The following is a 22,114-nucleotide window of genomic DNA, read 5'->3' as shown; positions in this document are numbered from 1 at the left end:
ACGTCACGATTCATTGCAATTCATCCCAGTTCACTCAGCGGCACGAAGCGCACCGTCTCGCCGCAGGCGATCACCTGCCCCGCCGCGACATCGACCAACCCGTCGGCCCACACCGCCGAGGTCAGCACCCCGGAACTCTGGTTCGGGAACAGCGTGACGCCGCCCTCGGCGTTGACCCGCGCCCGCAGGAATTCGCGGCGGCGATCGGGTTTCGGCCAGTCGAAATCGGCGCGCAGCGGATAACTGCGCGGCGTCAAATCCGCCTCGGGCACCCCCTGCAGCCGCAACAGCACCGGCCGCACCGTCAGCAGGAAGGTCACGAAGCTCGACACCGGATTACCCGGCAGACCGAGGAACCACGCTTCGCTGCCGTCCTCGCGCCGCACCGCGCCGAACGCCAGCGGCTTGCCGGGCTTCATCGCGATCTGCCAGAGGTCCAGCCGCCCTTCGGCCTGGACGGCGGGGCGCAGGTGGTCTTCCTCGCCCATCGAGACACCGCCGGACGTGATGATCAGGTCGCAGCCGGCCGCAGCCGTGCGCAGCGCCTCGCGGGTGGCGTCGAGCCGGTCCGGGACGATGCCCAGGTCCTGCACCTCGCAGCCCATCGCCTGCACCAGCCCGCGCAGCGTGTAGCGGTTGGAGTTGTAGATCGCGCCGGGGCGCATCTGCTTGGGTGTGACCTCGCCGGGCATCACCAGTTCGTCGCCGGTCGAGAACACTGCCACGCGCGGGCGGCGGGCGACCTGCAGCGTGGCGGCACCAACCGACGCGGCCAGTCCCAGCGCGGCAGGCGTGAGGCGTGTGCCGGCCGCGAGCACGACGGCGCCGCGCTGCACGTCCTCGCCACGGCGGCGAATCCACTGTCCAGCCGGCGGCACGAGGTGGACGCGCACGGTGCCCAGCCCTTCGCCCGCCACGGCCTCGCACTGCTCCTGCATCACGACGGCATCGGCACCGGGCGGCACCTGCGCACCCGTGAAGATGCGCGCGGCTGTGCCCGGCTGCAGCGGCTGGCCGACGACACCGGCCGGGATGCGCTGGCTCACCGGCAGCACAGTGCCGACGGCAGGCACGTCGGCCGCCCGCATCGCGTAGCCGTCCATCGAGGTGTTGTCGGCCGGCGGCACGTCCAGCAGCGAGCACACGTCCTCGGCCAGCACGCGGCCGAGCGCATCGAAGGTCGAGACGGTTTCGGGCTGCGCGGCACAGGACGCAGACACCGCCGCGAGCAGCTTCGCCAGCGCATCGTCCAGGCTCTGCAGCACCGGACGGCGCGGGGCCGCCGCTGGTTCAGCGTTGTTGAGGGGCGCGGTAGCCATAGCGTTGCGGGTCGCTTCGCAGGAAATCGGCCACCGACGCCGGATCGTCCAGATCCAGCAAGGGCAGCGCGGTGGAATGGGGCACGGTGTCCTCTGCCGGGCGCGCAATCGCGACGACAAACGGATCGTTCGGGTAGGCCGCTGGTGCGCCATGGGCGGCGCGCCAGACCTCGACCTTGGGCAAATCGGCGTGCTTGAAGCCTTCGACGATCACCCAGTGCTCGACACCGAACGCGCCCAGGTCGCTGAGTTCGGCGATGAGCTGGTGGACGGACAGATCGGCCTCCATCTCGAACTCGCGCATCAGTGCCAGCCGGTGGTTGTTGGCGACCAGCACCTCGAACGCACCGGCCTCGCGGTGGCGAAAGCTGTCCTTGCCGGGGCGGTCGATGTCGAACCACTTATGGGCGTGCTTGATCACGGAGACGCGGCAGCCCTGCGCCTTCAATGCACGGATCAAGCCTTCGCCGAGCGTGGTCTTGCCCGAGCCGGACGCGCCGCAGAGTCCGATGACGTTCACAGCGGGACGTGGTCGCGGACGTACTGCTGGATCACCGCCGTGTCGGCCGGCATGACCTGGAACCGCTTCGGGCGCGACTCCAGATCGGCCAGCGCGGGCGGGCGTGGCGCGTGGACATCCGGGCCAAGCGCCTCGGCGATGGTGGCCTCGAACTTCGCGGGCAGCGCAGTTTCGAGCACGATCATCGGCACGCCGTCCTCGCGCAGCTCGCGCGCCACCTTCACGCCGTCGGCGGTGTGGGTGTCGATCAGCACGCCCTGGCCTTCGTAGGTGGCGCGGATCGTGGCGAGGCGGTCGGCGTGGGTCGAGCGGCCGGACTGGAAACCGTAACCAGCGATGCGGGCGAACTCTTCCGGGGATACGGTGAACACGCCCTCGCGGTTCAGCGCCTCGCCGAACAGCGCCTTGGTGCGGCTGCCGTCGCGGCCAAGCAGGTCGAACACGAAGCGCTCGAAGTTCGACGCCTTGCTGATGTCCATCGACGGGCTGGACGTTTCCCACGTCTCGCTGCTGCCGCGCACGCGGTAGGCGCCGGTGCGGAAGAACTCTTCGAGCACGTTGTTCTCGTTGGTCGCGACCACGAGGTGCTTGACCGGCAGGCCCATCATCCGCGCCACATGACCGGCGCAGACGTTGCCGAAGTTGCCGGACGGAACGGTGAAGCTGACCTGTTCGTCGTTCGATTTCGTGGCCTGGGTGGCCTGGAAATAGCCAGCGAAGTAGTAGACGACCTGGGCCAGCAGGCGCGCCCAGTTGATCGAGTTGACGGTGCCGATGCGGTAGGCGCGCTTGAACTCCAGGTCGTTCGAGACGGCCTTGACGATGTCCTGGCAGTCGTCGAACACGCCTTCGACGGCGAGGTTGTGGATGTTCTCGTCCTGCAGCGAGAACATCTGCGCTTGCTGGAACGGGCTCATGCGGCCGTGCGGCGACAGCATGAACACGCGCACGCCGGCCTTGCCGCGCATCGCGTATTCGGCCGCGCTGCCGGTGTCGCCGGAGGTGGCGCCGAGGATGTTGAGCTGCTCGCCACGGCGACCGAGTTCGTACTCGAACAGGTTGCCCAGAAGCTGCATCGCCATGTCCTTGAAGGCGAGCGTCGGGCCATTGGACAGCGACTCCAGGCACAGGCCCGGCTCCAGCGGCTTGAGCGGCACGATGGCGTCGGTGCCGAACACCTCGGCGGTGTAGGTCTTCTCGGTCAGGCGCTTCAGGTCGTCGGCCGGGATGTCGTCGATGTAGAGCGACAGGATCTCGAACGCGAGGTCGGCGTAGGACAGGCCGCGCCAGCGGGCCAGCGTGGCCACGTCGATCTTCGGATAGCGGACCGGCAGGTAGAGCCCGCCATCGGGCGCGAGGCCCTCCAGCAGGATCTCGCAGAAACGGCGCTCGGTCTGGTCGCCGCGGGTGCTGATGTATTTCATCGTGCGTGCTTCAGGGTGCGGACAGCCGGCTCACGCCAGCTCTTCCTTGCGCAGACTCACGATCGGCGCCAGCACCGTCGCCAGCGCCTGCATCTGCGCCAGCGCCGCGCGCATCACGCCTTCCTGCGTCTCGTGCGTCAGGATGATGACGTCGGTCTGGTGCTCGCCGTCGTTGGACTCGCGCTGCAGCACGGCGTCGATCGAGATGTCGGAGGCCGCCAGGATCGAGGTGATCGCCGACAGCACGCCCTTCTGGTCCGCCACGCGCAGGCGCAGGTAGAACGCCGTGCGCACTTCGCTGATCGGCAGGATCGGCGTGGTGTGCAGCTCGTCCGGCTGGAAGGCCAGGTGCGGCACGCGGTGGTCCGGGTCGGCGGTGTGCAGGCGGGTGATGTCCACCAGATCGGCGATCACGGCGGAGGCGGTCGGCTCGGAACCGGCGCCCTTGCCGTAGTACAGCGTCGTGCCCACGGCATCGCCCTGCACCATCACGGCATTCATCGCGCCTTCGACGTTGGCGATCAGGCGCTTGGTCGGCACCAGCGTGGGGTGTACGCGCAGCTCGATCCCGGCCACCTGCCGCTTGGCGATGCCCAGCAGCTTGATGCGGTAGCCCAGTTGCTCGGCGTAGCGGATGTCCACGGCCGAGAGCTTGGTGATGCCCTCGACGTGCGCCTTGTCGAACTGCACCGGCACGCCGAACGCGATCGCGCTCATCAGCGTGGCCTTGTGCGCGGCGTCCACGCCCTCGATGTCGAAGGTCGGATCGGCTTCGGCGTAGCCCAGGCGCTGCGCTTCCTTCAGCACCACGTCGAAGTCCAGGCCCTTGTCGCGCATCTCGGACAGGATGAAGTTGGTCGTGCCGTTGATGATGCCGGCGATCCACTGGATGCGGTTGGCGGTCAGGCCCTCGCGCAGCGCCTTGATGATCGGGATGCCGCCCGCAACCGCCGCCTCGAACGCGACGATCACGCCCTTTTCGCGCGCCGCCGCGAAGATCTCGGTGCCATGCACGGCCAGCAGCGCCTTGTTGGCCGTGACGACATGCTTGCCGGCAGCGATTGCTTCGAGCACCAGTGCCCGGGCGATGCCGTAGCCGCCGATCAGCTCGATGACGATGTCGATGTCGGGGTTGGCGATCACCTGGCGCGCGTCGGCCACGACCGCCACACCGTCGCCGACGATCTCGCGGGCACGTTCGACGTTCAGGTCCGCCACCATCGTGATCTCGATGCCGCGGCCCGCACGGCGGCGGATCTCTTCCTGGTTGCGCAGCAGCACGTTGAACGTGCCGCTGCCGACGGTACCGATGCCCAGCAGGCCGACTTGGATGGGTTTCATGGCGATCTAATCTATCTACGGTCAAAAAAACGGGTCGAAAAACAATCAGGTACCGTGGCGGCGACGGTAGCCGTCAAGGAAACGGGCAATGCGCCCGACCGCGTCGGACAGGTCGTCCGAGTTCGGCAGGAACACGAGACGGAAATGGTCCGGCGTGGCCCAGTTGAAGCCGGTGCCCTGCACGATCAGCACCTTTTCCTCGGCCAGCAGCTCGTAGGCGAACTGCTGGTCGTCGGCGATCGGGTACATCTTCGGGTCGAGTTTCGGGAACATGTACAGCGCCGCCTTGGGCTTGACGCAGGTCACGCCCGGGATTTCGGTCAGCAGCTTGTGAGCGAGGTCGCGCTGACGGCACAGGCGCCCACCCGGTGCCACCAGATCCTTGATGCTCTGATAACCACCCAGCGCGGTCTGGATCGCGAGCTGCCCCGGCGTGTTCGCGCACAGGCGCATCGAGGCGAGCATGTTCAGCCCCTCGATGTAGTCGCGGGCATGGCGCTTGTCGCCCGACACCACCATCCAGCCGGCGCGGTAGCCGCAGGCGCGGTAGTTCTTGCTCAGGCCGTTGAAGGTCAGGATCAGCACATCGTCGGCGAGCGCAGCGATGCTGGTGTGCGTGTGGCCGTCGTAGAGCGTCTTGTCGTAGATCTCGTCGGCGAAGATGATGAGCTGGTGCTCGCGCGCCACCTGCACGATCTCGCGCAGCACCGCGTCCGGGTAGAGCGCGCCGGTCGGGTTGTTCGGGTTGATGACGACGATGGCCTTGGTGCGCGGCGTGATCCTGGCGCGGATGTCGGCGATGTCGGGCATCCACTCGGATTGCTCGTCGCAGATGTAATGCACCGGCTTGCCCCCCGACAGCGCGACGACTGCGGTGTAGAGCGGGTAGTCCGGCGACGGGATCAGCACCTCGTCGCCGTCGTCGAGCAGTGCGTTCATGCTCATGGCGATCAGCTCGGAGGCGCCGTTGCCGAGGTACACGTCATCGACGGTGACGCCCTTGACACCCTTCTCCTGCGTGTAATGCACGACCGACTTGCGGGGTGCAAACAAACCCTTCGAGTCGGTATAGCCGGCCGAGTGCGGCATGTTGCGGATCATGTCCTGCACGATCTCGTCGGGCGGCTCCAGCCCGAACACCGCCAAGTTGCCAATGTTGAGCTTGATGATCTTGTGGCCCTCCTCTTCCATCTGGCGGGCCTTCTCCAGCACCGGGCCACGGATGTCGTAGCACACGTTGGCGAGCTTGCTGGACTTGGCGACGGTCTTGAGCACGAGGGAGATCCTGTTCGAATGGGGCGAGAGAGGGAAAGGCGACAAAAGCTAGAATTTACCGCATCCCGGCCCCATCTCCAGCCAGCCCTCCACTTCCCGGCGCATACGCCGACCACCGTGAAACTCCAGCCCGACCGCATCGAAGGCGTCAACGCCATCTTTTCCACGACGCACGACGCCGTGTCCGTGAACAACCAGGTCGGCCTGCAGCAGTGGCGCAGCAGCGTGATCGTGCCGTTCAAGGGCGAGGTGGTGGCGTGGGCCTGCACGCGGCACGAGGATCTGAAGCGCGAGGACTTCGACGCGCTGCTGGCCTATCAACCAGAGTTGGTGATCTTCGGCAGTGGCAAGACAATCCGCTTCGTGCATCCCTCGCTGATTCGCACGCTGATCGATGCCCGCATCGGCGTGGAGTGCATGGACACACTGGCCGCCTGCCGCACCTACAACGTGCTCGCCAGCGAAAACCGCCGGGTCGTGGCCGCGCTGCTGATCGGGTGAAGCCCTGACCCACGCCTATCCTGCCGGATGGGCGAAGCTCTCCGTATGGACTTATAATAGATGGCTTATCCCCGTCAGGGATCCTCAGACTCAAAGAAATTGCATGACGCCCGCTCTCAACAAACCTCTTCCGGAACTTGAAGCGAATGCAACCGGCGGCGTGAAATTCACCCCCCAGGCGTTCCTCGGCAAAACCGTGGTGCTGTATTTCTACCCGAAAGACAACACGCCCGGCTGCACCACTGAAGCCATGCAGTTTCGTGACCACCACAAGGACTTCGTGGGCGCAGGCGCCGTGGTGTTCGGTGTGTCGCGTGACAACATGGCATCGCACGACAAGTTCAAGCAGAACATCGAACTGCCCTTCGACCTGATCGCCGACACTGAAGAAAAGCTCTGCCACATGTTTGGTGTGGTCAAGAACAAGATCATGTACGGCAAGAAGGTCAAGGGCATCGAGCGCTCGACCTTCCTGATCGACCCCGCTGGGGTGCTGCGCGCCGAATGGCGTGGCATCAAGGTGGCTGGACATGTGGAAGAAGTACTCAAGGCGGTCAAGGAACTGAAAAGCCCCGCCTGAGCACCCTTGGCGACACTGGCGGCCTGTGCATAATGGGTTCATGCGCGTAAGACATGAACCGCATCCGCCGACCAACGAGAAGCCGTACAGCTTGCTGTGCGGCTTTTTCTTTTTCCAGTGACGCCACCGCTCATGCCTCTGCCCAAACCACCCGCCAAGCGCGGCACCATCCTCGATCCTTCTGCCTTTGACGCCCAGGCCGCGCCCAAGCCGGCGCGGCGAACATTGAAGGCGCCAGCCGACGAGTCGAGCCCCCTGGAATTGCAACCGCCGCCGCCGCCCGCGGCTGCGCCTCAGGTTGTCAAACCCCTGCCCGCACCGATTCCTGCGAGGGTTGTGGCCACGGTCGCTGCGCCGGTGGCGCGTCCGCCCGTCGCCCGTCCCGCGCCCAAGGCTGCCCGGGTCCGATCAGCCCGCACGGGGCCGGCCAAGTTGTTCGTGCTCGACACGAATGTGCTGATGCACGATCCGATGAGCCTGTTCCGCTTCGAGGAACATGACATCTACCTGCCGATGATCACGCTCGAAGAACTGGACGGCCACAAGAAAGGCATGAGCGAGGTCTCGCGTAATGTCCGACAGGTCAGCCGCGAACTCGACGCGCTCGCCGCCAGCCAGGGCGATTCGGCGAAGTTCGACCCCGCCGTCGGCATCCCGCTGGCGCGCACCGGTCACAGGGACGCAGGCGGAAAACTGTTCTTCCAGACCACCTTCGTCGATTTCAAGCTACCCGATGGCCTGCCACAGGGCAAAGCCGACAACCAGATCCTCGGCGTCGTGCAGGCCCTGCGCACGCAGCAGCCCGAGCGCGAGATCGTGCTGGTGTCCAAGGACATCAACATGCGCATCAAGGCGCGTGCGCTGGGCCTGCCCGCCGAGGACTACACCAACGACAAGACGCTCGAAGACGGCGACCTGCTCTACACGGGGGTGATGGCACTGCCGGCGGACTTCTGGGAGCGCCACGGCAAGACGATGGAGAGCTGGCAGCAGGCCGGCTCGACCTTCTACCGCATCAGCGGCCCGCTCGTCCCGTCGCTGATGATCAACCAGTTCGTCTACCTGGAGAGTCCGGGCAACGCGCCGCTGTACGCCCGTGTCACCGAGATCACCGGCAAGTCAGCGGTGCTGAAGACACTCAGGGACTACACCCACGCCAAGCAAGCGGTCTGGGGTGTCGTGGCCCGCAACCGCGAGCAGAACTTCGCCCTCAATCTGCTGATGGACCCGGACTGCGACTTCATCACCCTGACCGGCACGGCGGGCACGGGCAAGACGCTGATGACGCTGGCCGCCGCACTCAGCCAGGTGCTGGACGAGCGCCGCTACACCGAGATCATCGTCACCCGCGTGACCGTGCCGGTGGGCGAGGACATCGGCTTCCTGCCCGGCAACGAGGAGGAAAAGATGAGCCCGTGGATGGGCGCGCTCGACGACAACCTCGAAGTGCTGGCCCGGGGTGAAACCGGCGCGGGCGAATGGGGCCGTGCGGCGACCAACGACCTCGTGCGCAGCAAGATCAAGATCAAGAGCCTGAACTTCATGCGCGGGCGCACCTTCCTGAACAAGATCGTCATCATCGACGAGGCGCAGAACCTCACGCCCAAGCAGATGAAGACGCTGATCACCCGCGCTGGCCCGGGGACCAAGATCATTTGTCTGGGCAACTTGGCGCAGATCGACACGCCCTATCTCACCGAAGGCAGCTCGGGCCTGACCTTCGCGGTGGACCGATTCAAGGGCTGGCCGCACGGTGGTCACATCACGCTGGCGCGGGGTGAACGCTCCCGACTGGCGGACTTTGCCTCGGAAGTACTCTGACCGAGCGGCCCTCGGCCGCAGTTCATGGGGCGCCTGCGGGCGCCCTTTTCATTGCCCGCAGGGCCGGGAAATCAGTCGCCCCAGAGCATCAGGACGTCGCGCCCCTGCACCACCAGTTCGATCTTCACACCCACCGGCAAGGTCACTTTGGTCGGTACATGGCCAAAGGGCAGACCAGTCAGGATCGGTGTGTCGCACACCGAGCGCAGGTGCGCCACCATCGCCTTGAGGTTGTAGCCACGGTCGAGCGGCGACTTCTTCCAGTTCCCGAAGTACCCCAGCACGAGGGCCTTCTGCGCAGCGAGCACACCCGACTGGTGCAATTGCAGCAACTGGCGCTCGACGCGGTAGGGGTGTTCGTTGACGTCCTCGACGAAGAGCACGCCGCCCTTGATCTTCGGCCAGTGCCGCGTGCCGAGCAACGAGCACAACACCGAGAGATTGCCCCCCCAGAGCGTGCCCTTCACGTCCAGCCCGTCGAAGCCGGCCTCGGTGCGAAAGCCCACCGCCTCCAGCTCGCCGGACATCGCCTCGCGAAAGCAGTCGGGAGTGACCTCGTCGAGCCCGCCATCCGCTTCGGCTCGGCCAAAGTCTTCGCAGGCGAGCGGGCCGGCCCAGCTCGCGGTCTTGGTGTGCGCCAGCAGGCCCATCTGCAACGCGGTCTGGTCGCTGTAGCCCACCCAGCGAGTACCGCGGGCGGCGGCGTCGGCGAGCAATGGCCAGTCGATGCGGTCCAGCAGCCGGGTCAGGCCGTAACCACCCCGCGAGGCCATCGCGACAGACGGCGCCGCCTGCGCAACGCGGTGCAGCGCGGCCAGCCGCAGGTCGTCGTTGCCAGCAAAGCGCTGGAATTTCGCGATCGCGCTCTCGTCGATCTGCACGTCGAAGCCGAGCGCGCCGAGGCGCTTGGCCGCCAGCTTGATGGCCGCCGACTTGAGCACCACACCAGACGGGCTGTAGATCGTCAGCGACGGGTTCGGGGTCGTGGGGGCATCACTCATGGGGGCAGTCCGGGTGCAGGTGGGAAGGCAGGTCGTCGTCGCCCAGCTCGCTCGCTTCCCCGGCGGGGATCGGGGCTTGGGTGGCGGGCGATGGTAGCGCAGCACCACCGCGTTCCAGCAGGCGCTGCGCCTTCTGCTCCGCACGCCTTCGGGCGAAAAACGCCCGCAGCAGGTCGCCGCAAGGTTCCGCCAGCACGCCACCCTGCAGCGCAGTCTGGTGGTTCAACTGCGGCTGGGCGAACAGATCGACCACCGAGCCAGCCGCGCCCGTCTTCGGGTCGTAAGCGCCGAACACCACCCGCTTGAAGCGCGCATGGAGCAGCGCCATCGCGCACATCGCACACGGCTCCAGCGTCACGAACAGCTCGCATTCCGGCAGGCGGTAGTTCTCCAGCAGCGTCGCGGCGTGGCGCAATGCGACCAGCTCGGCGTGGGCCGTGGGGTCGTGCGTGGTGATGGGGCGGTTGTAGCCGGTGGCGATGACCTGCCCGTCGCGCAGGATCACTGCGCCGACCGGCACCTCGCCGACCAGCGCGGCATTGAGTGCCTGGTCGAGTGCGAGGCGCATGGCATGTTCGTCGGCGGGCGAGCAGGTGGTTTCAGACATGGGCACCGATTATGCTGGCGCGATGTCGAACACCACCGCCATCCACCAGCACGCCTTGTTCGCCGACGCTGACGACACCCCTGCGCCAGGCGCCACAGCCGTAGACGCCCAACCTCCAGGGGACGAACTGCATGCCTTGGCACAGGCACTCTCCCCTCGCATCCATCTGGGCACCTCGTCGTGGAGCTACCCCGGCTGGGCAGGCCTGGTCTGGGCCGGAGCCCACACCGACGCCGCCCTGGCCCGCGACGGCCTGCTCGCCTACGCGCAGCACCCGCTGCTGCGCACCGTGAGCATCGACCGCGGCTTCTACCGCCCCATGACTGCCGAGCAGTTCGCGCTGTATGCAGCGCAGGTACCGGACGATTTCCGCTTCATCGTCAAGGCGCCCGCCCTTGTCACCGACGCCATGCTGCGTGCCGGTGACGGTCGCGGCGTCCAGCCCAATCCTGCGTTCCTTGATCCGCAGCAAGCCATCGATCGGTTCGTGCAGCCGGCGCTGGACGGCCTGGGCGCGAAGATCGGCGCGCTGGTGTTCGAGATCTCGCCGCTGCCCTCCACACTGCGACGCGACATGCCGGCGCTGCTGGAGCGCCTGGCCAGGCTCCTCACCGCCCTGCCCGCGCTGGCGCCGACTGCGCCGGACGGCGTGATCGCCGTCGAGGTACGCGACCCGGACTGGCTGGTGCCGGCTTTCCGTGACGTGCTGCGCGCAGCAGGGGCGCGCTACTGCCTGGGCCTGCACCCGCGGCTGCCACCGATCGCCGAGCAGCTTCCACTGCTGCGTGCGATGTGGCCGGGGCCGTTTGTCTGCCGCTGGAATCTGAACCGGCTGCACGGCGCCCAGGGCTACGAGGCGGCCAAGGCGGGCTATGCGCCGTTCGACCGGCTGGTCGATCCCGATCCCGATACCCGTGCCGCACTGGCCCGCATCGTGCGCGGCACAGCGGCGGCGGGTTTTCAGGTGTACGTCAGCGTCAACAACAAGGCGGAGGGCTGTGCGCCGCTGTCGGTGGTGGCGCTGGCGCGCGCAGTGATCGCCGAGACCTGACTCGGGCAAGATGCGCACCATGCTTGATCCCCAGTCCGACCTTTCCCCTCTGCCCGACACGCCACTCGGCCGCTACCGCCATTACAAGGGCGGCGAATACGAAGTCATCGGTGTTGCCCGGGACAGCGAGACGCTAGCCCCGATGGTGGTCTACCGACCGCTCTGCAACGCCAGCGGGTTGTGGGTGCGCCCGCACGCGATGTTTTTCGGGTGCATCGAGATCGACGAACAGTCGGTGCGCAGGTTCGCACCGGTCAACCCCGACACCTGACCCCGCTCACTCCCACTCGATCGTCGCGGGCGGCTTGCTCGACACGTCGTAGGTGACGCGGTTGATGCCGCGCACCTCGTTGATGATGCGGCTCGACACCCGCTTCAGCAGCGCGTAGGGCAGCTCCGCCCAGTCCGCCGTCATGAAGTCGCTGGTCTGCACCGCCCGCAGCGCCACCACGTAGTCATACGTGCGGCCATCGCCCATCACGCCGACGCTCTTGACCGGCAGGAACACCGTGAACGCCTGGCTGGTCAAGTCGTACCAGCTCTTGCCCGTCGCCGGGTCGATGGTGCCGCGCAGCTCTTCGATGAAGATGTGGTCAGCGCGCTGCAGCAGGCTGGCGAAATCCGCCCGCACTTCGCCCAGAATCCGCACGCCCAGACCGGGGCCGGGGAACGGATGCCGATACACCATCTCGTGCGGCAGACCCAAGGCCACGCCCAGCTCGCGCACCTCGTCCTTGAACAGTTCGCGCAAGGGTTCGAGCAGCTTCAGGCCCAGCGTCGCGGGCAAGCCGCCGACGTTGTGGTGGCTCTTGATCGTGGCTTTCTTGCTCGCCGTGCCGCCGCTTTCCACCACGTCCGGGTAGATCGTGCCCTGGGCCAGCCACTTGGCGCCCTTGTTGCCCTCGCCCTTGAGCTTGGCGGCCTCGGCCTGGAAGACTTCGACGAACTCGCGGCCGATGATCTTGCGCTTCTGCTCGGGGTCGGTGACGCCCTTCAGATGGCCGAGGAACTGCTCGGCCGCCTGGACGTGGACGACCTTGGCGTGCAGCCGGCCGGCGAACATCTCCATGACCATCGCGCCTTCGTTGAGGCGCAGCAGGCCATGGTCCACGAACACGCAGGTGAGCTGGTCGCCGATGGCGCGGTGGATCAGCGCCGCCGCCACCGACGAATCGACGCCACCCGACAGGCCAAGGATCACCTCTTCATCGCCGACCTGCTCGCGGATCTTCGCGACGGCTTCCTGGATGTAGTCGCCCATGATCCAGTCGCCCTTGCAGCCGGTGATCTCGCGCACGAAGCGGTTCAGCAGCGCCGCACCCTGCAGCGTGTGCGTCACTTCGGGGTGGAACTGGACGGCGTAGTAGCCCTTGTCCTCGTTGGCCATGCCGGCCATCGGGCAGCTCGGGGTGGAGGCCATCAACTTGAAGCCGGGCGGCAGCATCGTCACCTTGTCGCCGTGGCTCATCCAGACCTTGAGCATGCCGTGGCCTTCGGGGGTGCCGAAGTCCTGGATGCCGTCGAGCAACCTAGTGTGGCCGTGGGCGCGGACTTCGGCGTAACCGAACTCGCGGTGGTCGCTCCAGCTCACCTCGCCGCCAAGCTGCACGGCCATCGTCTGCATGCCGTAGCAGATGCCCAGCACCGGCACGCCCGCGTCCCACACGGCCTGCGGGGCGCGCAGTTGGTGGTCTTCGTAGGTGCTGGCGTGGCTGCCGCTAAGGATGATGCCCTTGGGGGCGAACGACCGGATGAAGTCATCCGACACATCGTTTGGATGGATCTCGCAATAGACATGGGCCTCGCGCACGCGGCGGCCGATGAGCTGGGTGACTTGCGAGCCGAAGTCGAGGATGAGGATCTTGTCGTGTTGCATGTCGAACTCAGGCGACCACATGCGCCGGGTGCGGCAGCGTGGCGGGATGGCGTCGGAAGTGGCGCAGCGCGAGCACGGTGGCCGTGATCTGGAGCGCCGAACAGAGGAAGAACGGCGCGCCGATGCGCCAGTCGCCCTGCGGCAGGTGCGAGACAAAACCCAGCAGCGCAGAACCGATGACGGGAGCGAACACGGCGGTCAGGCTGTTGAGCGAACCGAGTGCGCCCATGGTGCGGCCCTGCGATTCATCGTCGGCCGCGTTGGAGACCAGCGTCTGCATGGCGGCCTGCACCATGAAACCGAAGACGTTCAGCCCGATGACGGCGTACATCATCCAGCCCTCGGTGGCCGCGCCCCACAAGGCGTAGGTGATGGCCGACGAGATCAGGCCGATGACGGCGATGCGCTGCGGCGTCGTGCGTTTCAGGGCCACACGGATCAGCCCGCCCTGCACCAGCACCGACATGACCCCGACGGCGAACAGCGACCAGCCGTTTTCCTTCGGGCCCCAGCCGAACTTGAACATCGTGTAGAGCACCCAGGTGGTGTGCAGGATGAACTGCGCCAGGCTGGACAGGCCCATCACGAACACGAGCGGGCCGACCCCGCGCAGTTCGGTCAGGCGGCGCAGGGAGGCCACCGGATTGACCTTGGTCCAGTCGATGGCCGGGCTGCGGCGCTCCACCGGAAGCGACTCCGGCAGCACGAACGCACCGTAGATGGCGTTCAGCACCGCCAGCCCACCCGCCACGTAGAACGGCAGGTGCAGGTCGATCGCACCCAGCAGCCCACCCATGACGGGACCGAGGATGAAGCCCATGCCGAACATCGCACCCAGCAGCCCGAAACGCTTGCCGCGCTGCTCGGGGGTGCTGATGTCGGCGACATACGCCTGCGCGATGGACGCATTGGCCTGCAGCGCACCGCTGACCAGCCGCACCGCCACCAGCATCCACAGCGCCGTCGCCAGCCCCGTGACGAAGAAGCTCAGCGCCAGCCCGGTGAAGCCGAGCAGCAGCACGGGCCGGCGGCCATAGCGGTCCGACAATGCCCCCAGCACCGGCGAGCCAATGAAGTTGGCAACGCCAAAGGCGAAGGTCACCACGCCGTACCAGAACGCCTGGTCCGCCTGCGAGCCGGTGAACTTGCCCACCAGCGGCGCCAGCACCGGAATGATCAGGCCGATGGCGACCATGTCGATCAGCACGGTGATCATGATGAAGGGCATCGCCGCAGTGCGGCCCTTCGGCTTCGACTCGGCGTCGACGCTCGGATCGTCGGTCAAGCGCATCACTCCATGCGGTAGTTGGGCGCTTCCTTCGTGATCTGCACGTCGTGGACGTGGCTCTCACGGATGCCGGCGGAGGTGATCTCGACGAACTCGGCGCGGTCCTGCATGTCGGTGATCGACGCGCAGCCGCAGTAGCCCATCGACGCACGGATGCCACCGGCCATCTGGAAGACGATCGACAGCATCGAACCCTTGTACGGGACACGGCCTTCGATGCCTTCCGGCACCAGCTTGTCGGCGTTCGGGTTGCTGGTCTCGTCGTTTTCCTGGAAGTAGCGGTCGGCAGAGCCCGCCTTCATCGCGCCGATCGAACCCATGCCGCGGTAGCTCTTGTAGCTGCGGCCCTGGAACAGCACGATCTCGCCCGGCGCCTCTTCGGTGCCAGCGAACATGCCACCCATCATCACGGTCGACGCGCCGGCCGCGATGGCCTTGGCGATGTCGCCCGAGTAGCGGATGCCACCGTCGGCGATCAGCGGGACACCCGTGCCGCGCAACGCGGTGGCCACGTTGTCGATGGCGGTGATCTGCGGCACGCCAACACCGGCGACGATGCGGGTCGTGCAGATCGAGCCCGGTCCGATGCCGACCTTGACGCCGTCCGCACCGGCTTCCACCAGCGCCAGCGCGGCGGCGCCCGTGGCGATGTTGCCGCCGATGACATCGACGTGCGGGTAGTGTTGCTTGACCCAGCGCACGCGCTCGATGACGCCGTGGCTGTGGCCGTGGGCGGTATCGACGACGAGGGCATCGACGCCGGCCTTCACCAGCAGCTCGATCCGCTCTTCCGTGCCGTCGCCGACACCGACCGCCGCGCCGACGCGCAGCTTGCCGTGGGCATCGCGGGCCGCGTTGGGGAAGGTGGTCTGCTTGGTGATGTCCTTGACGGTGAACAGGCCGCGCAGCTCGGATTCGTCGTTCAGCACCAGCACGCGCTCCAGCTTGTGCTGGTGCATTAGCGCCTTGGCCTGGGCGAGCGAGGCGCCTTCCTTGACGGTAACCAGGCGCTCGCGCGGGGTCATGATCTCGCGCACCGGGGCGTCGAGACGGGTCTCGAAACGCAGGTCGCGGCCGGTGATGATGCCGACGACGCGGCCGTTCTCGACCACCGGGAAGCCGGAGATGCCATGCGAGCGCGACAACTCCATCACGTCACGCACACGGGCGCCAGGCGCCACCGTGATCGGATCCTTCAGCAGGCCCGATTCGTAGCGCTTGACGCGTGCCACTTCGGCGGCCTGCTGTTTCGGGCTGAGGTTCTTGTGGACGATGCCGATGCCGCCCTCCTGGGCGATCGCAATCGCCAGACGGGCCTCGGTGACCGTGTCCATCGCGGCGGACACCAGCGGCAGATTCAGGGTGATGTTGCGCGACAGTTTGGTCGCCAGCGAGGTGTCGCGGGGCAACACCTGGGAGTACGCGGGGACCAGCAACACGTCGTCGAAGGTCAGTGCTTTGCCAAGCAGGCGCATGAGTCGGGCTCCAGACGCAAAAGGAGATTATACGGACCCGTTACACGCTCGACCCGCCCGGACGGTTACGGACCTCCGCAGGGAGCGGAGCCGCCGCTACACTGGCGCCCATGTTTTCGACCCCCAAGCACCGACACCGACCACTGCGGGGCGTGCTGCTGGCCCTGGTGGCCGCGGCACTGGCCCTGCCCTGTGTCGCGCAATGGAAATGGCGCGATGCCCAAGGCCGTGTGCAATACAGCGACCGCCCGCCGCCGAACGATGTGCGCGACCGCGACATCCTGACCCGCCCCGCCGCCGTGCCGATGGCGCAGCGTCCGGCAACACCGACGTCTGCGGCCGCTGGCGCTCAAGCGGGATCCGCGTCTGCACCGACCAGCGATCCGGCCCTCGAAGCCCGCAAGCGCCAGGCCGAATCGGCCCAGGACCAGGGCAAACGCGACGAGGAAGCCCGCATTGCGCGCCAGAAGATCGAGAACTGCGCCCGCGCCAAGGAATACGCCCGCACGCTCGACAGTGGTCAGCGCATCTCGCGTGGCAACGACAAGGGCGAGCGCGAGTTCCTCGACGACGCCCAGCGCGCCCGGGAATCGGCCCGCGCCCGCGAGATCATCGCGAGCGACTGCCGCTGACCCGCGTGCGGCCCCGCTCGCCCTGCGCCCGGTAGCGCACGCGGCGGGCCTCCTTGGGATCGACGATCAGCTCCCGGCAGAGTTCCAGCCGGTCTCCATCGTGCAGCACGGCCGACGGTGCCACCGCCCTGCCCCACACGGCCACCGTCACCCGCTCCAGATCGAAACCTGGATGCCGCGCCGGCAACCCGGCCGCCAGCACCGCCTGTCCGGCCGTTGCGCCGACCGGCAGCGCAAACACCTGCAGATCCACCTGCCGCGGCGCCGGGCTGTAGGCGACCTCGACCTGGATCGTCTCCCCTGCCATGCCCGCGCCCGACTCAACGCTTGCCATGAACCTGCTCGGCCCGGGTGACAAATGCATCGACGAAGGTGTTGGCGATGCGGTCGAACACGGGGCTGACCACCAGCTCCAGCGGTCGGCTGGCGAAGGCGTAGGACAGCTCGAACTCGACCTTGCACGCCTTGCTGTCAGGCCCGATCGGGATGAAACGCCAGAGTCCTTCCAGGTGCGAGAACGGCCCGTCCACCAGACCCATGGCGACGGACTGGCCCTCGACATGCGTGTTGCGGGTGGTGAAGGCATGGCGCACACCCGCGTAGGCCAGGTGCAGCCGGGCGGTCACCGCCCCCGGCTCCTGCGACAGCACCTCGGCCCGCTGGCACCACGGCAGAAACTGCGGATACGCTGGCACATCGACCACGAGATCGAACATCTCGCGGGGCGAGTACCAGAGGAGGACGGATTTTTTGACGTGCTTCACAATGCAGGGATTGTATTGAGGCTGCCCATGTCCACCGCCCACACCCCCGCCACCATTGCAGAAAACAGAAAAGCGCATTTCAACTACCACATCGAGGAGCGGCACGAGACCGGCGTCGTGCTGGAAGGCTGGGAGATCAAGGCCATCCGCGCCGGGCAGGTGCAACTCACCGACGGCCACGCGGTCATCAAGAACGGCGAGCTGTTCCTCGTCGGCTGCCGGATCAACGCGCTGCGCAACGCCTCTGCCCACGTTCACCCTGAAGCCGACCGCACCAAGAAGCTGCTGATGCACAAGGCGGAGATCAAGCGCCTGATCGGCAAGGTGGAGCAGAAGGGCTACACGCTGGTGCCGCTGAACCTGCACTACAAGGGCGGCCGGGTGAAGGCCGAGATCGCGCTGGCCAAGGGCAAGGCCGAGCACGACAAGCGTGACACCGAGAAGAAGCGCGACTGGGAGCGCGAGAAGGGCCGCCTGATGCGCCACAAGGTGTCCAGCCCGCGCAAGGACGCCTGAGGGTGCGGCTGGTTACCGGCAAGGCGAGCGCGGCCGAACGCATCGGAGCGCTGGACGGCTGGCGCGGCCTGGCTGTACTGACCCTGCTGGCAGGTCACTTCGTGCCGGGCATGGGGCTGGATGCGCCGGTCTGGTCGGCCAACCTGGGTCGCGTCGGCGTGGAGCTGTTCTTTGCGCTCTCCGGCTGCCTGATGGGCACGCTGCTGTTCGGGCGGGAAATGGGGCTGAGGGCATTTTCCGTGCGGCGCTTCGCGCGCATCGTGCCGTCGATGTGGGTGTTCCTGGTGGTGGCTTGCGGCGTGACGCTGCTGCGCGGTGGATCGTTGAGCGCAGCGTCGGTCGGCATGGGCCTGTCCGGCTGGATCAATTTTTGGCCGGTGCTCACGCTGAGTGCCCCGCCGGAGCGTCTGGGCCACCTGTGGTCGGTGTGTGTCGAACTGCAGGGCTACCTCGTGCTCGGCGGGCTGGCCGCGGTGTCACGGCGATGGCGGCTGGATCCGGTCGCACTGATCGCTCCGGTGCTGCTGCTGAGCTGGGCGGTGCTGGGTCTGCAGGTCATGCGCGGCGACCCGCTGCCCTACTACCTCACCTTCTGGCGCCCGGACACGCGGCTGACCGCGATGCTGCTGGGCACGCTGTTCGTGGTGCTGCATGACAGTGGCAGGCTGCGGCTGGACCGGTTGCTGGCATGGCCGCTGTCGACCACTGCCGGGCTGCTGCTGCAGGTGAATCTCGTGCCTGACGTGCTCAAGTACACCATCGGCGCGGCACTGATCGCGCTGGGCTGCGCGGGGCTGGCGCGTTCCGCGGGACCGGGTTCACGCTGGCTGGACCATCCCGTGCTGGTTGCGTTCGGCACGGTGTCCTACAGCCTCTACCTGTGGCAACAGCTTTTCTACGCGGAAAAAACCCTGCTGCGCTGGCCGGTGGCACTGGTGCTGGCGGTGATGGTCGGCTTTGCGGCGCACCACCTGTGGGACCGCTGGTTGCACCAGTGGACCGTGGCGCGTCTGGACCGACGCCCTGTGCGGCCCCACGCGGTCAACTGACTGTCGACCCGGTACCCGAGCGGCGTTCAAGCAGGCGGGTCAGCGCCGCGCCCGCCGCATCCAGCACGAACCAGGTCAGCAGGAAGCCGCCGGTTTCCAGCAGGAAGCTGTGCCACTTGTAGAACAGCTCGGCCACCAGCAGCGAAAGCAGCAAAGCCGGGGTTTGACGCAGCAGCAGTTCGCGCGCAGTGAGACGTGAGATCAGCGTGAACATGTTGTCATCTCCTGGTTTCATGCGTGGAATTGGATGTAACGTGGCTCTATGTTCTGCCGTGCGTTACCACCCTGCAGCGTGTACCCGGAGGCTACCCACTGGCTGCTCTGGTCATGGTGCGCCAGGCAGGACAGGTAGTCGCCCCAAGCCTGATCGACTGGCCCGTGGGTGCTGGTCTTGGTCAGCGTGGTCTGCCAGCCCGCAGCGGTGTGGACGCCAACGACATGCCCCGGATGGATGGCGCCGCCGCCGTAGAACGCCGTGAAACCGGCCTGACCCTGCGCATTGGCCGCCGCCGCTGGATAGGCCCAGGCCGCCGTGTTGCTCCAGATGTCCGGCTCGTTGAGTACCGTCTTGGTCGATTCGCTGAGGCGGACGACGCGGATGTAGGGCAGCGGGTGGCTGGCGTCCCGGTTGGCGGACCACATGAAGCCGATCACGCCCGCACCGACCCAGGCCCCGGTGACACGCGGATCAAGCCGGTTGAGCCAGTTCACACCACCAGGACCGGGCGCCGAATACGCCCCGGCACTCCAGGCCCGCACCCCCACCGTGCTGGAGCTGATGCTGACGGCCGTGTCCGCCCACTGGTACACCCGCATCTGGCTGAGCGAGTTGTGGCTGCCCATGTACATGACCGAGCTGGCACCGCGGCACAGCCGGATCGAGCCGTTGGTGGTCGTGTTCCACCAGCGGTAGCTCAGGCCCGTGCCCGAGGCCAGCGCAGTCAGCGGAAAGCGGAACACCACCGCCCGTTGCCAGGCGTTGCCGATGAAGGCGTTGAAGCTGATGAACAGTTGCTGGTTGGTGAACGCCATGTCCGGGTAGTCGAACCAGGTGGTGGTCCAGGCGGCGTTCAGGTCGGTGGGCCGAAAGTCCCAGTAGTACCAGGTGCCAAAGCTCGCCTCACGCGAGATGGCCAACCGGAACAGATTGCCACCGCCGGGGCCCGCGCTGTACTGCAGCAGCCAGATCCAGATGCGGTGCTGCGGGTGATAGAGCACTACCTGGTCACAGCAGAAGCCGCCCGCGGACGCCGGGAAACGGGTGAACGGGTCCACCGATGTCCAGGACGTGCCCCCGTTGGCTGACGTGCAGGCAAACCAGTTGCCCGTCATCATCAGCTGCAGCTTGTTCGCCGCCGTGGTGGGCTCGCACACGGACGACGTGCGGGTGGTGGTGGCCGCGTCCGAGAGGCCGATGTTCTTGACCAAGGTGAGTGACATGGCGGTCTCCGTCGGTCATTGGGGATCGGTGGGCGGAGTGAGCTGGGCATCCGGCACCGCCCGCGTGGGCACAGGTTCGGGTGTGTCGCCAGCCAGCGGCGGACCGGCCTGCCGGCGCGGGCCGGATTTGATCCGGTCGCGGGCATCCAGCTCCGCATCAGTCGGGCCGGACGCAGCGCCTCGGGCCGTGCCAGCGCTGCTGTTCACGGGTGCGCCAGCGTCTTTGACGCGAGTCCGCTCCGTGCGGGGTCCCTCGGACGGTCCGGGTGTCCTGGTAGCCATGTCGGGCCTCCTTGCCGGTGAACTTCAGAACCTGAAGTTCCAAGGTATCCAGTCTGCACTTCTGCAAAAAATGGTCAATGCCTGCACTGGAGCGCAGCAGCTCTGCCATCCTCAAGGTTGATGACCCCCTCCCCGCACTCCGCCCTCACTCCGCCCGGAGTGCATCCACCGGATCGAGCCGCGCCGCCCTTCTCGCCGGCATCACCCCTGCGAGCAAGCCCACCGCCATCGCCAGCCCTTCGGCCAGCAGCACGAAGGGCAGCGGCGTATGCACCGGCAGCGCCGGCAGCAGCAGGTGCGCGCCCTGCGCGATGCCGATGCCGATCGCCAGCCCCAGCGCGCCGCCTACCGCCGACAGCACCACCGCCTCGCCCAGGAACAGCGCCAGCACCGTGCGCCGCCGTGCGCCGAGCGAAATCAGCAGGCCGATCTCGGCCGTGCGCTCGGTCACCGCGATGGTCATGATCGTGACGATGCCGACACCGCCCACCAGCAGCGAAATGCCGCCCAGCGCCCCCACCGCCGCCGTCACCACGTTGAGGATGTTCGACAGCGCGCCGAGCATGTCCGCCTGCGTGACGATGGAAAAGTCCTCGCGGCCATGGCGCGCCTTGATCAGCGCCCGCGCCTGTGCGACGACCGCGGCGGACGAGGTCGCTTCGGTGTAGGTCAGGTGCAGCTCCATCAACCCCGTGCGGTTGAACAGCTCCATCGCCCGCGCCGCCGGCACGTAGGCCACGTCGTCCAGGTCGATGCCCAGGAACTGCCCGCGCGGCGCCAGCACGCCGATGACACGGAACTGCTGGCTGCCGACCCGGATGCGGGCGCCGAGCGGACTCTCAGCGCCGAACAGCTCGCGCTTGAGGCTCGCGCCGAGCACGACGAAGTTGCGCGCATGCGCCGTGTCCTCGTCGGGCAGGAACTGGCCCGCGGACGTCGCCAGGTGGAACGCTGGCACCAGCGCCGCGCTCGTGCCATAGACCATCGCCCGGCGCACGCGGCCGTTGGCGCCCATCTCGGCGTTGCCGGTGACACCGGGGGTGACACCGACGAGATTCGGGATGCGCTGGCGCAGCACGTCCGCATCCTCCAGCGACAGCGGGCGAACGGACGACGGAAAGCCCGGGTTGGTGCCGCCCGTCGACACCCTGCCCGGCGACAGCGTGACGACGTTGGTGCCGATCTGGCTGAACTCGGCGAGCAGGAAGCGGTGCAGCCCCTCGCCGATCGAGGTCAGCAGGATCACGGCGGCGATGCCGATGGCGATGCCCAGCAGCGTCAGCACGCTGCGCGCGCGCTGGGCGGTGATCGAGCGCCAGGCCATGGCGAGGGTGTCGGCGAGGCGCATGGCG

At 67.2% G+C, this 22,114-nt stretch carries 24 protein-coding genes; 8 read left to right on the top strand and 16 right to left on the bottom strand.

Features of this window, described 5'->3' with window-relative positions; all coding sequences use genetic code 11:
• Positions 1–20: 20 nt before the first annotated feature.
• From RMP06_RS12090 to RMP06_RS12070, 5 genes are read right to left on the bottom strand one after another with little or no spacing between them, the layout of a single operon-like run.
• Positions 21–1,319 carry a molybdopterin molybdotransferase MoeA gene (locus RMP06_RS12090; protein ID WP_310462029.1) on the bottom strand — a complete coding sequence of 433 codons (1,299 nt, stop codon included), beginning with the start codon at positions 1,317–1,319 and terminating at the stop codon, positions 21–23.
• On the bottom strand, positions 1,291–1,839 hold the full coding sequence (gene mobB, locus RMP06_RS12085; RefSeq protein WP_310462028.1) for a molybdopterin-guanine dinucleotide biosynthesis protein B: 549 nt from the start codon (positions 1,837–1,839) through the stop codon (positions 1,291–1,293). The genes RMP06_RS12090 and mobB overlap by 29 nt, the downstream gene beginning before the upstream one ends.
• A complete protein-coding gene (gene thrC / locus RMP06_RS12080) occupies positions 1,836–3,263 on the bottom strand; it encodes a threonine synthase (RefSeq protein WP_310462027.1) in 1,428 nt (475 codons plus the stop codon). The genes mobB and thrC overlap by 4 nt, the downstream gene beginning before the upstream one ends.
• A gap of 30 nt (positions 3,264–3,293) precedes the next feature.
• Positions 3,294–4,604: a homoserine dehydrogenase gene (locus RMP06_RS12075; protein ID WP_310462026.1), complete on the bottom strand. Its 1,311-nt coding sequence runs from the start codon at positions 4,602–4,604 to the stop codon at positions 3,294–3,296.
• Positions 4,605–4,649: 45 nt separating this feature from the next.
• A complete protein-coding gene (locus tag RMP06_RS12070; RefSeq protein WP_310462025.1) occupies positions 4,650–5,879 on the bottom strand; it encodes a pyridoxal phosphate-dependent aminotransferase in 1,230 nt (409 codons plus the stop codon).
• A 117-nt stretch (positions 5,880–5,996) separates the two neighbouring features.
• On the opposite strand from RMP06_RS12070, the gene RMP06_RS12065 reads away from it, so the two are divergent.
• The 3 genes from RMP06_RS12065 to RMP06_RS12055 all read left to right on the top strand — a co-directional run bounded on the left by RMP06_RS12065 (position 5,997) and on the right by RMP06_RS12055 (position 8,781).
• Entirely contained in the window at positions 5,997–6,380 is a 384-nt protein-coding gene (locus RMP06_RS12065) for an Mth938-like domain-containing protein (protein WP_310462024.1), read from the top strand.
• Between the two features lie 103 nt (positions 6,381–6,483).
• Positions 6,484–6,960, top strand: coding sequence for a peroxiredoxin (locus tag RMP06_RS12060; protein ID WP_310462023.1), 477 nt, complete (start codon positions 6,484–6,486; stop codon positions 6,958–6,960).
• Between the two features lie 132 nt (positions 6,961–7,092).
• Complete coding sequence (locus tag RMP06_RS12055) at positions 7,093–8,781, top strand: PhoH family protein (protein WP_310462022.1); 1,689 nt, start codon at positions 7,093–7,095, stop codon at positions 8,779–8,781.
• A gap of 71 nt (positions 8,782–8,852) precedes the next feature.
• Here RMP06_RS12055 and RMP06_RS12050 read toward each other — a convergent pair whose 3' ends face one another.
• Positions 8,853–9,782 carry an LD-carboxypeptidase gene (locus RMP06_RS12050; protein WP_310462021.1) on the bottom strand — a complete coding sequence of 310 codons (930 nt, stop codon included), beginning with the start codon at positions 9,780–9,782 and terminating at the stop codon, positions 8,853–8,855.
• Entirely contained in the window at positions 9,775–10,389 is a 615-nt protein-coding gene (gene tadA, locus RMP06_RS12045) for a tRNA adenosine(34) deaminase TadA (RefSeq protein ID WP_310462020.1), read from the bottom strand. The genes RMP06_RS12050 and tadA overlap by 8 nt, the downstream gene beginning before the upstream one ends.
• Here tadA and RMP06_RS12040 point away from each other — a divergent pair.
• Together RMP06_RS12040 and RMP06_RS12035 are read left to right on the top strand one after the other, a co-directional pair.
• Positions 10,388–11,440 carry a DUF72 domain-containing protein gene (locus tag RMP06_RS12040; protein ID WP_310462019.1) on the top strand — a complete coding sequence of 351 codons (1,053 nt, stop codon included), beginning with the start codon at positions 10,388–10,390 and terminating at the stop codon, positions 11,438–11,440. The genes tadA and RMP06_RS12040 overlap by 2 nt on opposite strands.
• Positions 11,441–11,459: 19 nt before the next feature.
• A complete protein-coding gene (locus RMP06_RS12035) occupies positions 11,460–11,711 on the top strand; it encodes a DUF1653 domain-containing protein (RefSeq protein WP_310462018.1) in 252 nt (83 codons plus the stop codon).
• Between the two features lie 6 nt (positions 11,712–11,717).
• Here the strand turns inward: RMP06_RS12035 and guaA are convergent, their stop codons facing one another.
• From guaA to guaB, 3 genes are read right to left on the bottom strand one after another with little or no spacing between them, the layout of a single operon-like run.
• Complete coding sequence (guaA, locus tag RMP06_RS12030; RefSeq protein ID WP_310462017.1) at positions 11,718–13,316, bottom strand: glutamine-hydrolyzing GMP synthase; 1,599 nt, start codon at positions 13,314–13,316, stop codon at positions 11,718–11,720.
• 7 nt (positions 13,317–13,323) lie between these two features.
• Entirely contained in the window at positions 13,324–14,607 is a 1,284-nt protein-coding gene (locus tag RMP06_RS12025; RefSeq protein ID WP_310462016.1) for a TCR/Tet family MFS transporter, read from the bottom strand.
• The gene (guaB, locus tag RMP06_RS12020) at positions 14,607–16,079 is read right to left on the bottom strand and encodes an IMP dehydrogenase (RefSeq protein ID WP_310462015.1); all 1,473 of its coding nucleotides are present in this window, start codon (positions 16,077–16,079) and stop codon (positions 14,607–14,609) included. The genes RMP06_RS12025 and guaB overlap by 1 nt, the downstream gene beginning before the upstream one ends.
• A gap of 110 nt (positions 16,080–16,189) precedes the next feature.
• Between guaB and RMP06_RS12015 the strand changes: the two genes are divergently transcribed.
• Positions 16,190–16,711, top strand: coding sequence for a DUF4124 domain-containing protein (locus RMP06_RS12015; protein ID WP_310462014.1), 522 nt, complete (start codon positions 16,190–16,192; stop codon positions 16,709–16,711).
• On the opposite strand, the gene RMP06_RS12010 is transcribed toward RMP06_RS12015, so the two are convergent.
• Both RMP06_RS12010 and RMP06_RS12005 read right to left on the bottom strand, forming a co-directional pair.
• Positions 16,689–17,045: an RnfH family protein gene (locus RMP06_RS12010; RefSeq protein ID WP_310462013.1), complete on the bottom strand. Its 357-nt coding sequence runs from the start codon at positions 17,043–17,045 to the stop codon at positions 16,689–16,691. The two genes, RMP06_RS12015 and RMP06_RS12010, sit on opposite strands and share 23 nt — an antisense overlap.
• Positions 17,032–17,475, bottom strand: coding sequence for a type II toxin-antitoxin system RatA family toxin (locus tag RMP06_RS12005; protein ID WP_310462012.1), 444 nt, complete (start codon positions 17,473–17,475; stop codon positions 17,032–17,034). Before RMP06_RS12005 ends, RMP06_RS12010 begins: the two co-directional genes overlap by 14 nt.
• A gap of 27 nt (positions 17,476–17,502) precedes the next feature.
• Here RMP06_RS12005 and smpB point away from each other — a divergent pair, with 27 nt between their 5' ends.
• Together smpB and RMP06_RS11995 are read left to right on the top strand one after the other, a co-directional pair.
• Positions 17,503–17,991 carry an SsrA-binding protein SmpB gene (gene smpB / locus RMP06_RS12000; RefSeq protein WP_310462011.1) on the top strand — a complete coding sequence of 163 codons (489 nt, stop codon included), beginning with the start codon at positions 17,503–17,505 and terminating at the stop codon, positions 17,989–17,991.
• 2 nt (positions 17,992–17,993) lie between these two features.
• Positions 17,994–19,040, top strand: coding sequence for an acyltransferase family protein (locus RMP06_RS11995; protein ID WP_310462010.1), 1,047 nt, complete (start codon positions 17,994–17,996; stop codon positions 19,038–19,040).
• On the opposite strand, the gene RMP06_RS11990 is transcribed toward RMP06_RS11995, so the two are convergent.
• The 4 genes from RMP06_RS11990 to RMP06_RS11975 form a co-directional block, all read right to left on the bottom strand.
• Positions 19,033–19,254 (bottom strand): hypothetical protein, encoded by a 222-nt coding sequence (locus tag RMP06_RS11990; RefSeq protein ID WP_310462009.1) that lies wholly within the window; start codon positions 19,252–19,254, stop codon positions 19,033–19,035. The genes RMP06_RS11995 and RMP06_RS11990 overlap by 8 nt on opposite strands.
• Positions 19,255–19,271: 17 nt before the next feature.
• The gene (locus tag RMP06_RS11985) at positions 19,272–20,480 is read right to left on the bottom strand and encodes a hypothetical protein (protein WP_310462008.1); all 1,209 of its coding nucleotides are present in this window, start codon (positions 20,478–20,480) and stop codon (positions 19,272–19,274) included.
• A 15-nt stretch (positions 20,481–20,495) separates the two neighbouring features.
• On the bottom strand, positions 20,496–20,687 hold the full coding sequence (locus RMP06_RS11980) for a hypothetical protein (RefSeq protein ID WP_310462007.1): 192 nt from the start codon (positions 20,685–20,687) through the stop codon (positions 20,496–20,498).
• Between the two features lie 220 nt (positions 20,688–20,907).
• Complete coding sequence (locus RMP06_RS11975) at positions 20,908–22,110, bottom strand: ABC transporter permease (protein ID WP_310462006.1); 1,203 nt, start codon at positions 22,108–22,110, stop codon at positions 20,908–20,910.
• Between the last annotated feature and the right edge of the window lie 4 nt (positions 22,111–22,114).

Source organism: Sphaerotilus sp., from assembly GCF_031429695.1.
Classification (GTDB): domain Bacteria; phylum Pseudomonadota; class Gammaproteobacteria; order Burkholderiales; family Burkholderiaceae_C; genus Sphaerotilus.
Note: the sequence above shows the minus strand (reverse complement) of the source record. Positions and strands in the feature narration are given on the sequence as shown.

Excerpts from the sequence above, each read along its gene's own strand:
- RMP06_RS12090 (WP_310462029.1), bottom strand. The coding sequence starts at position 1,319 with ATGGCTACCGCGCCCCTCAACAACGCTGAACCAGCGGCGGCCCCGCGC.
- thrC (WP_310462027.1), bottom strand. The coding sequence starts at position 3,263 with ATGAAATACATCAGCACCCGCGGCGACCAGACCGAGCGCCGTTTCTGC.
- RMP06_RS12075 (WP_310462026.1), bottom strand. The coding sequence starts at position 4,604 with ATGAAACCCATCCAAGTCGGCCTGCTGGGCATCGGTACCGTCGGCAGC.
- RMP06_RS12060 (WP_310462023.1), top strand. The coding sequence starts at position 6,484 with ATGACGCCCGCTCTCAACAAACCTCTTCCGGAACTTGAAGCGAATGCA.
- RMP06_RS12055 (WP_310462022.1), top strand. The coding sequence starts at position 7,093 with ATGCCTCTGCCCAAACCACCCGCCAAGCGCGGCACCATCCTCGATCCT.
- RMP06_RS12050 (WP_310462021.1), bottom strand. The coding sequence starts at position 9,782 with ATGAGTGATGCCCCCACGACCCCGAACCCGTCGCTGACGATCTACAGC.
- RMP06_RS12040 (WP_310462019.1), top strand. The coding sequence starts at position 10,388 with ATGGGCACCGATTATGCTGGCGCGATGTCGAACACCACCGCCATCCAC.
- tadA (WP_310462020.1), bottom strand. The coding sequence starts at position 10,389 with ATGTCTGAAACCACCTGCTCGCCCGCCGACGAACATGCCATGCGCCTC.
- RMP06_RS12035 (WP_310462018.1), top strand. The coding sequence starts at position 11,460 with ATGCTTGATCCCCAGTCCGACCTTTCCCCTCTGCCCGACACGCCACTC.
- guaA (WP_310462017.1), bottom strand. The coding sequence starts at position 13,316 with ATGCAACACGACAAGATCCTCATCCTCGACTTCGGCTCGCAAGTCACC.
- RMP06_RS12025 (WP_310462016.1), bottom strand. The coding sequence starts at position 14,607 with ATGCGCTTGACCGACGATCCGAGCGTCGACGCCGAGTCGAAGCCGAAG.
- guaB (WP_310462015.1), bottom strand. The coding sequence starts at position 16,079 with ATGCGCCTGCTTGGCAAAGCACTGACCTTCGACGACGTGTTGCTGGTC.
- RMP06_RS12015 (WP_310462014.1), top strand. The coding sequence starts at position 16,190 with ATGTTTTCGACCCCCAAGCACCGACACCGACCACTGCGGGGCGTGCTG.
- RMP06_RS12010 (WP_310462013.1), bottom strand. The coding sequence starts at position 17,045 with ATGGCAAGCGTTGAGTCGGGCGCGGGCATGGCAGGGGAGACGATCCAG.
- smpB (WP_310462011.1), top strand. The coding sequence starts at position 17,503 with ATGTCCACCGCCCACACCCCCGCCACCATTGCAGAAAACAGAAAAGCG.
- RMP06_RS11990 (WP_310462009.1), bottom strand. The coding sequence starts at position 19,254 with ATGTTCACGCTGATCTCACGTCTCACTGCGCGCGAACTGCTGCTGCGT.
- RMP06_RS11985 (WP_310462008.1), bottom strand. The coding sequence starts at position 20,480 with ATGTCACTCACCTTGGTCAAGAACATCGGCCTCTCGGACGCGGCCACC.
- RMP06_RS11975 (WP_310462006.1), bottom strand. The coding sequence starts at position 22,110 with ATGCGCCTCGCCGACACCCTCGCCATGGCCTGGCGCTCGATCACCGCC.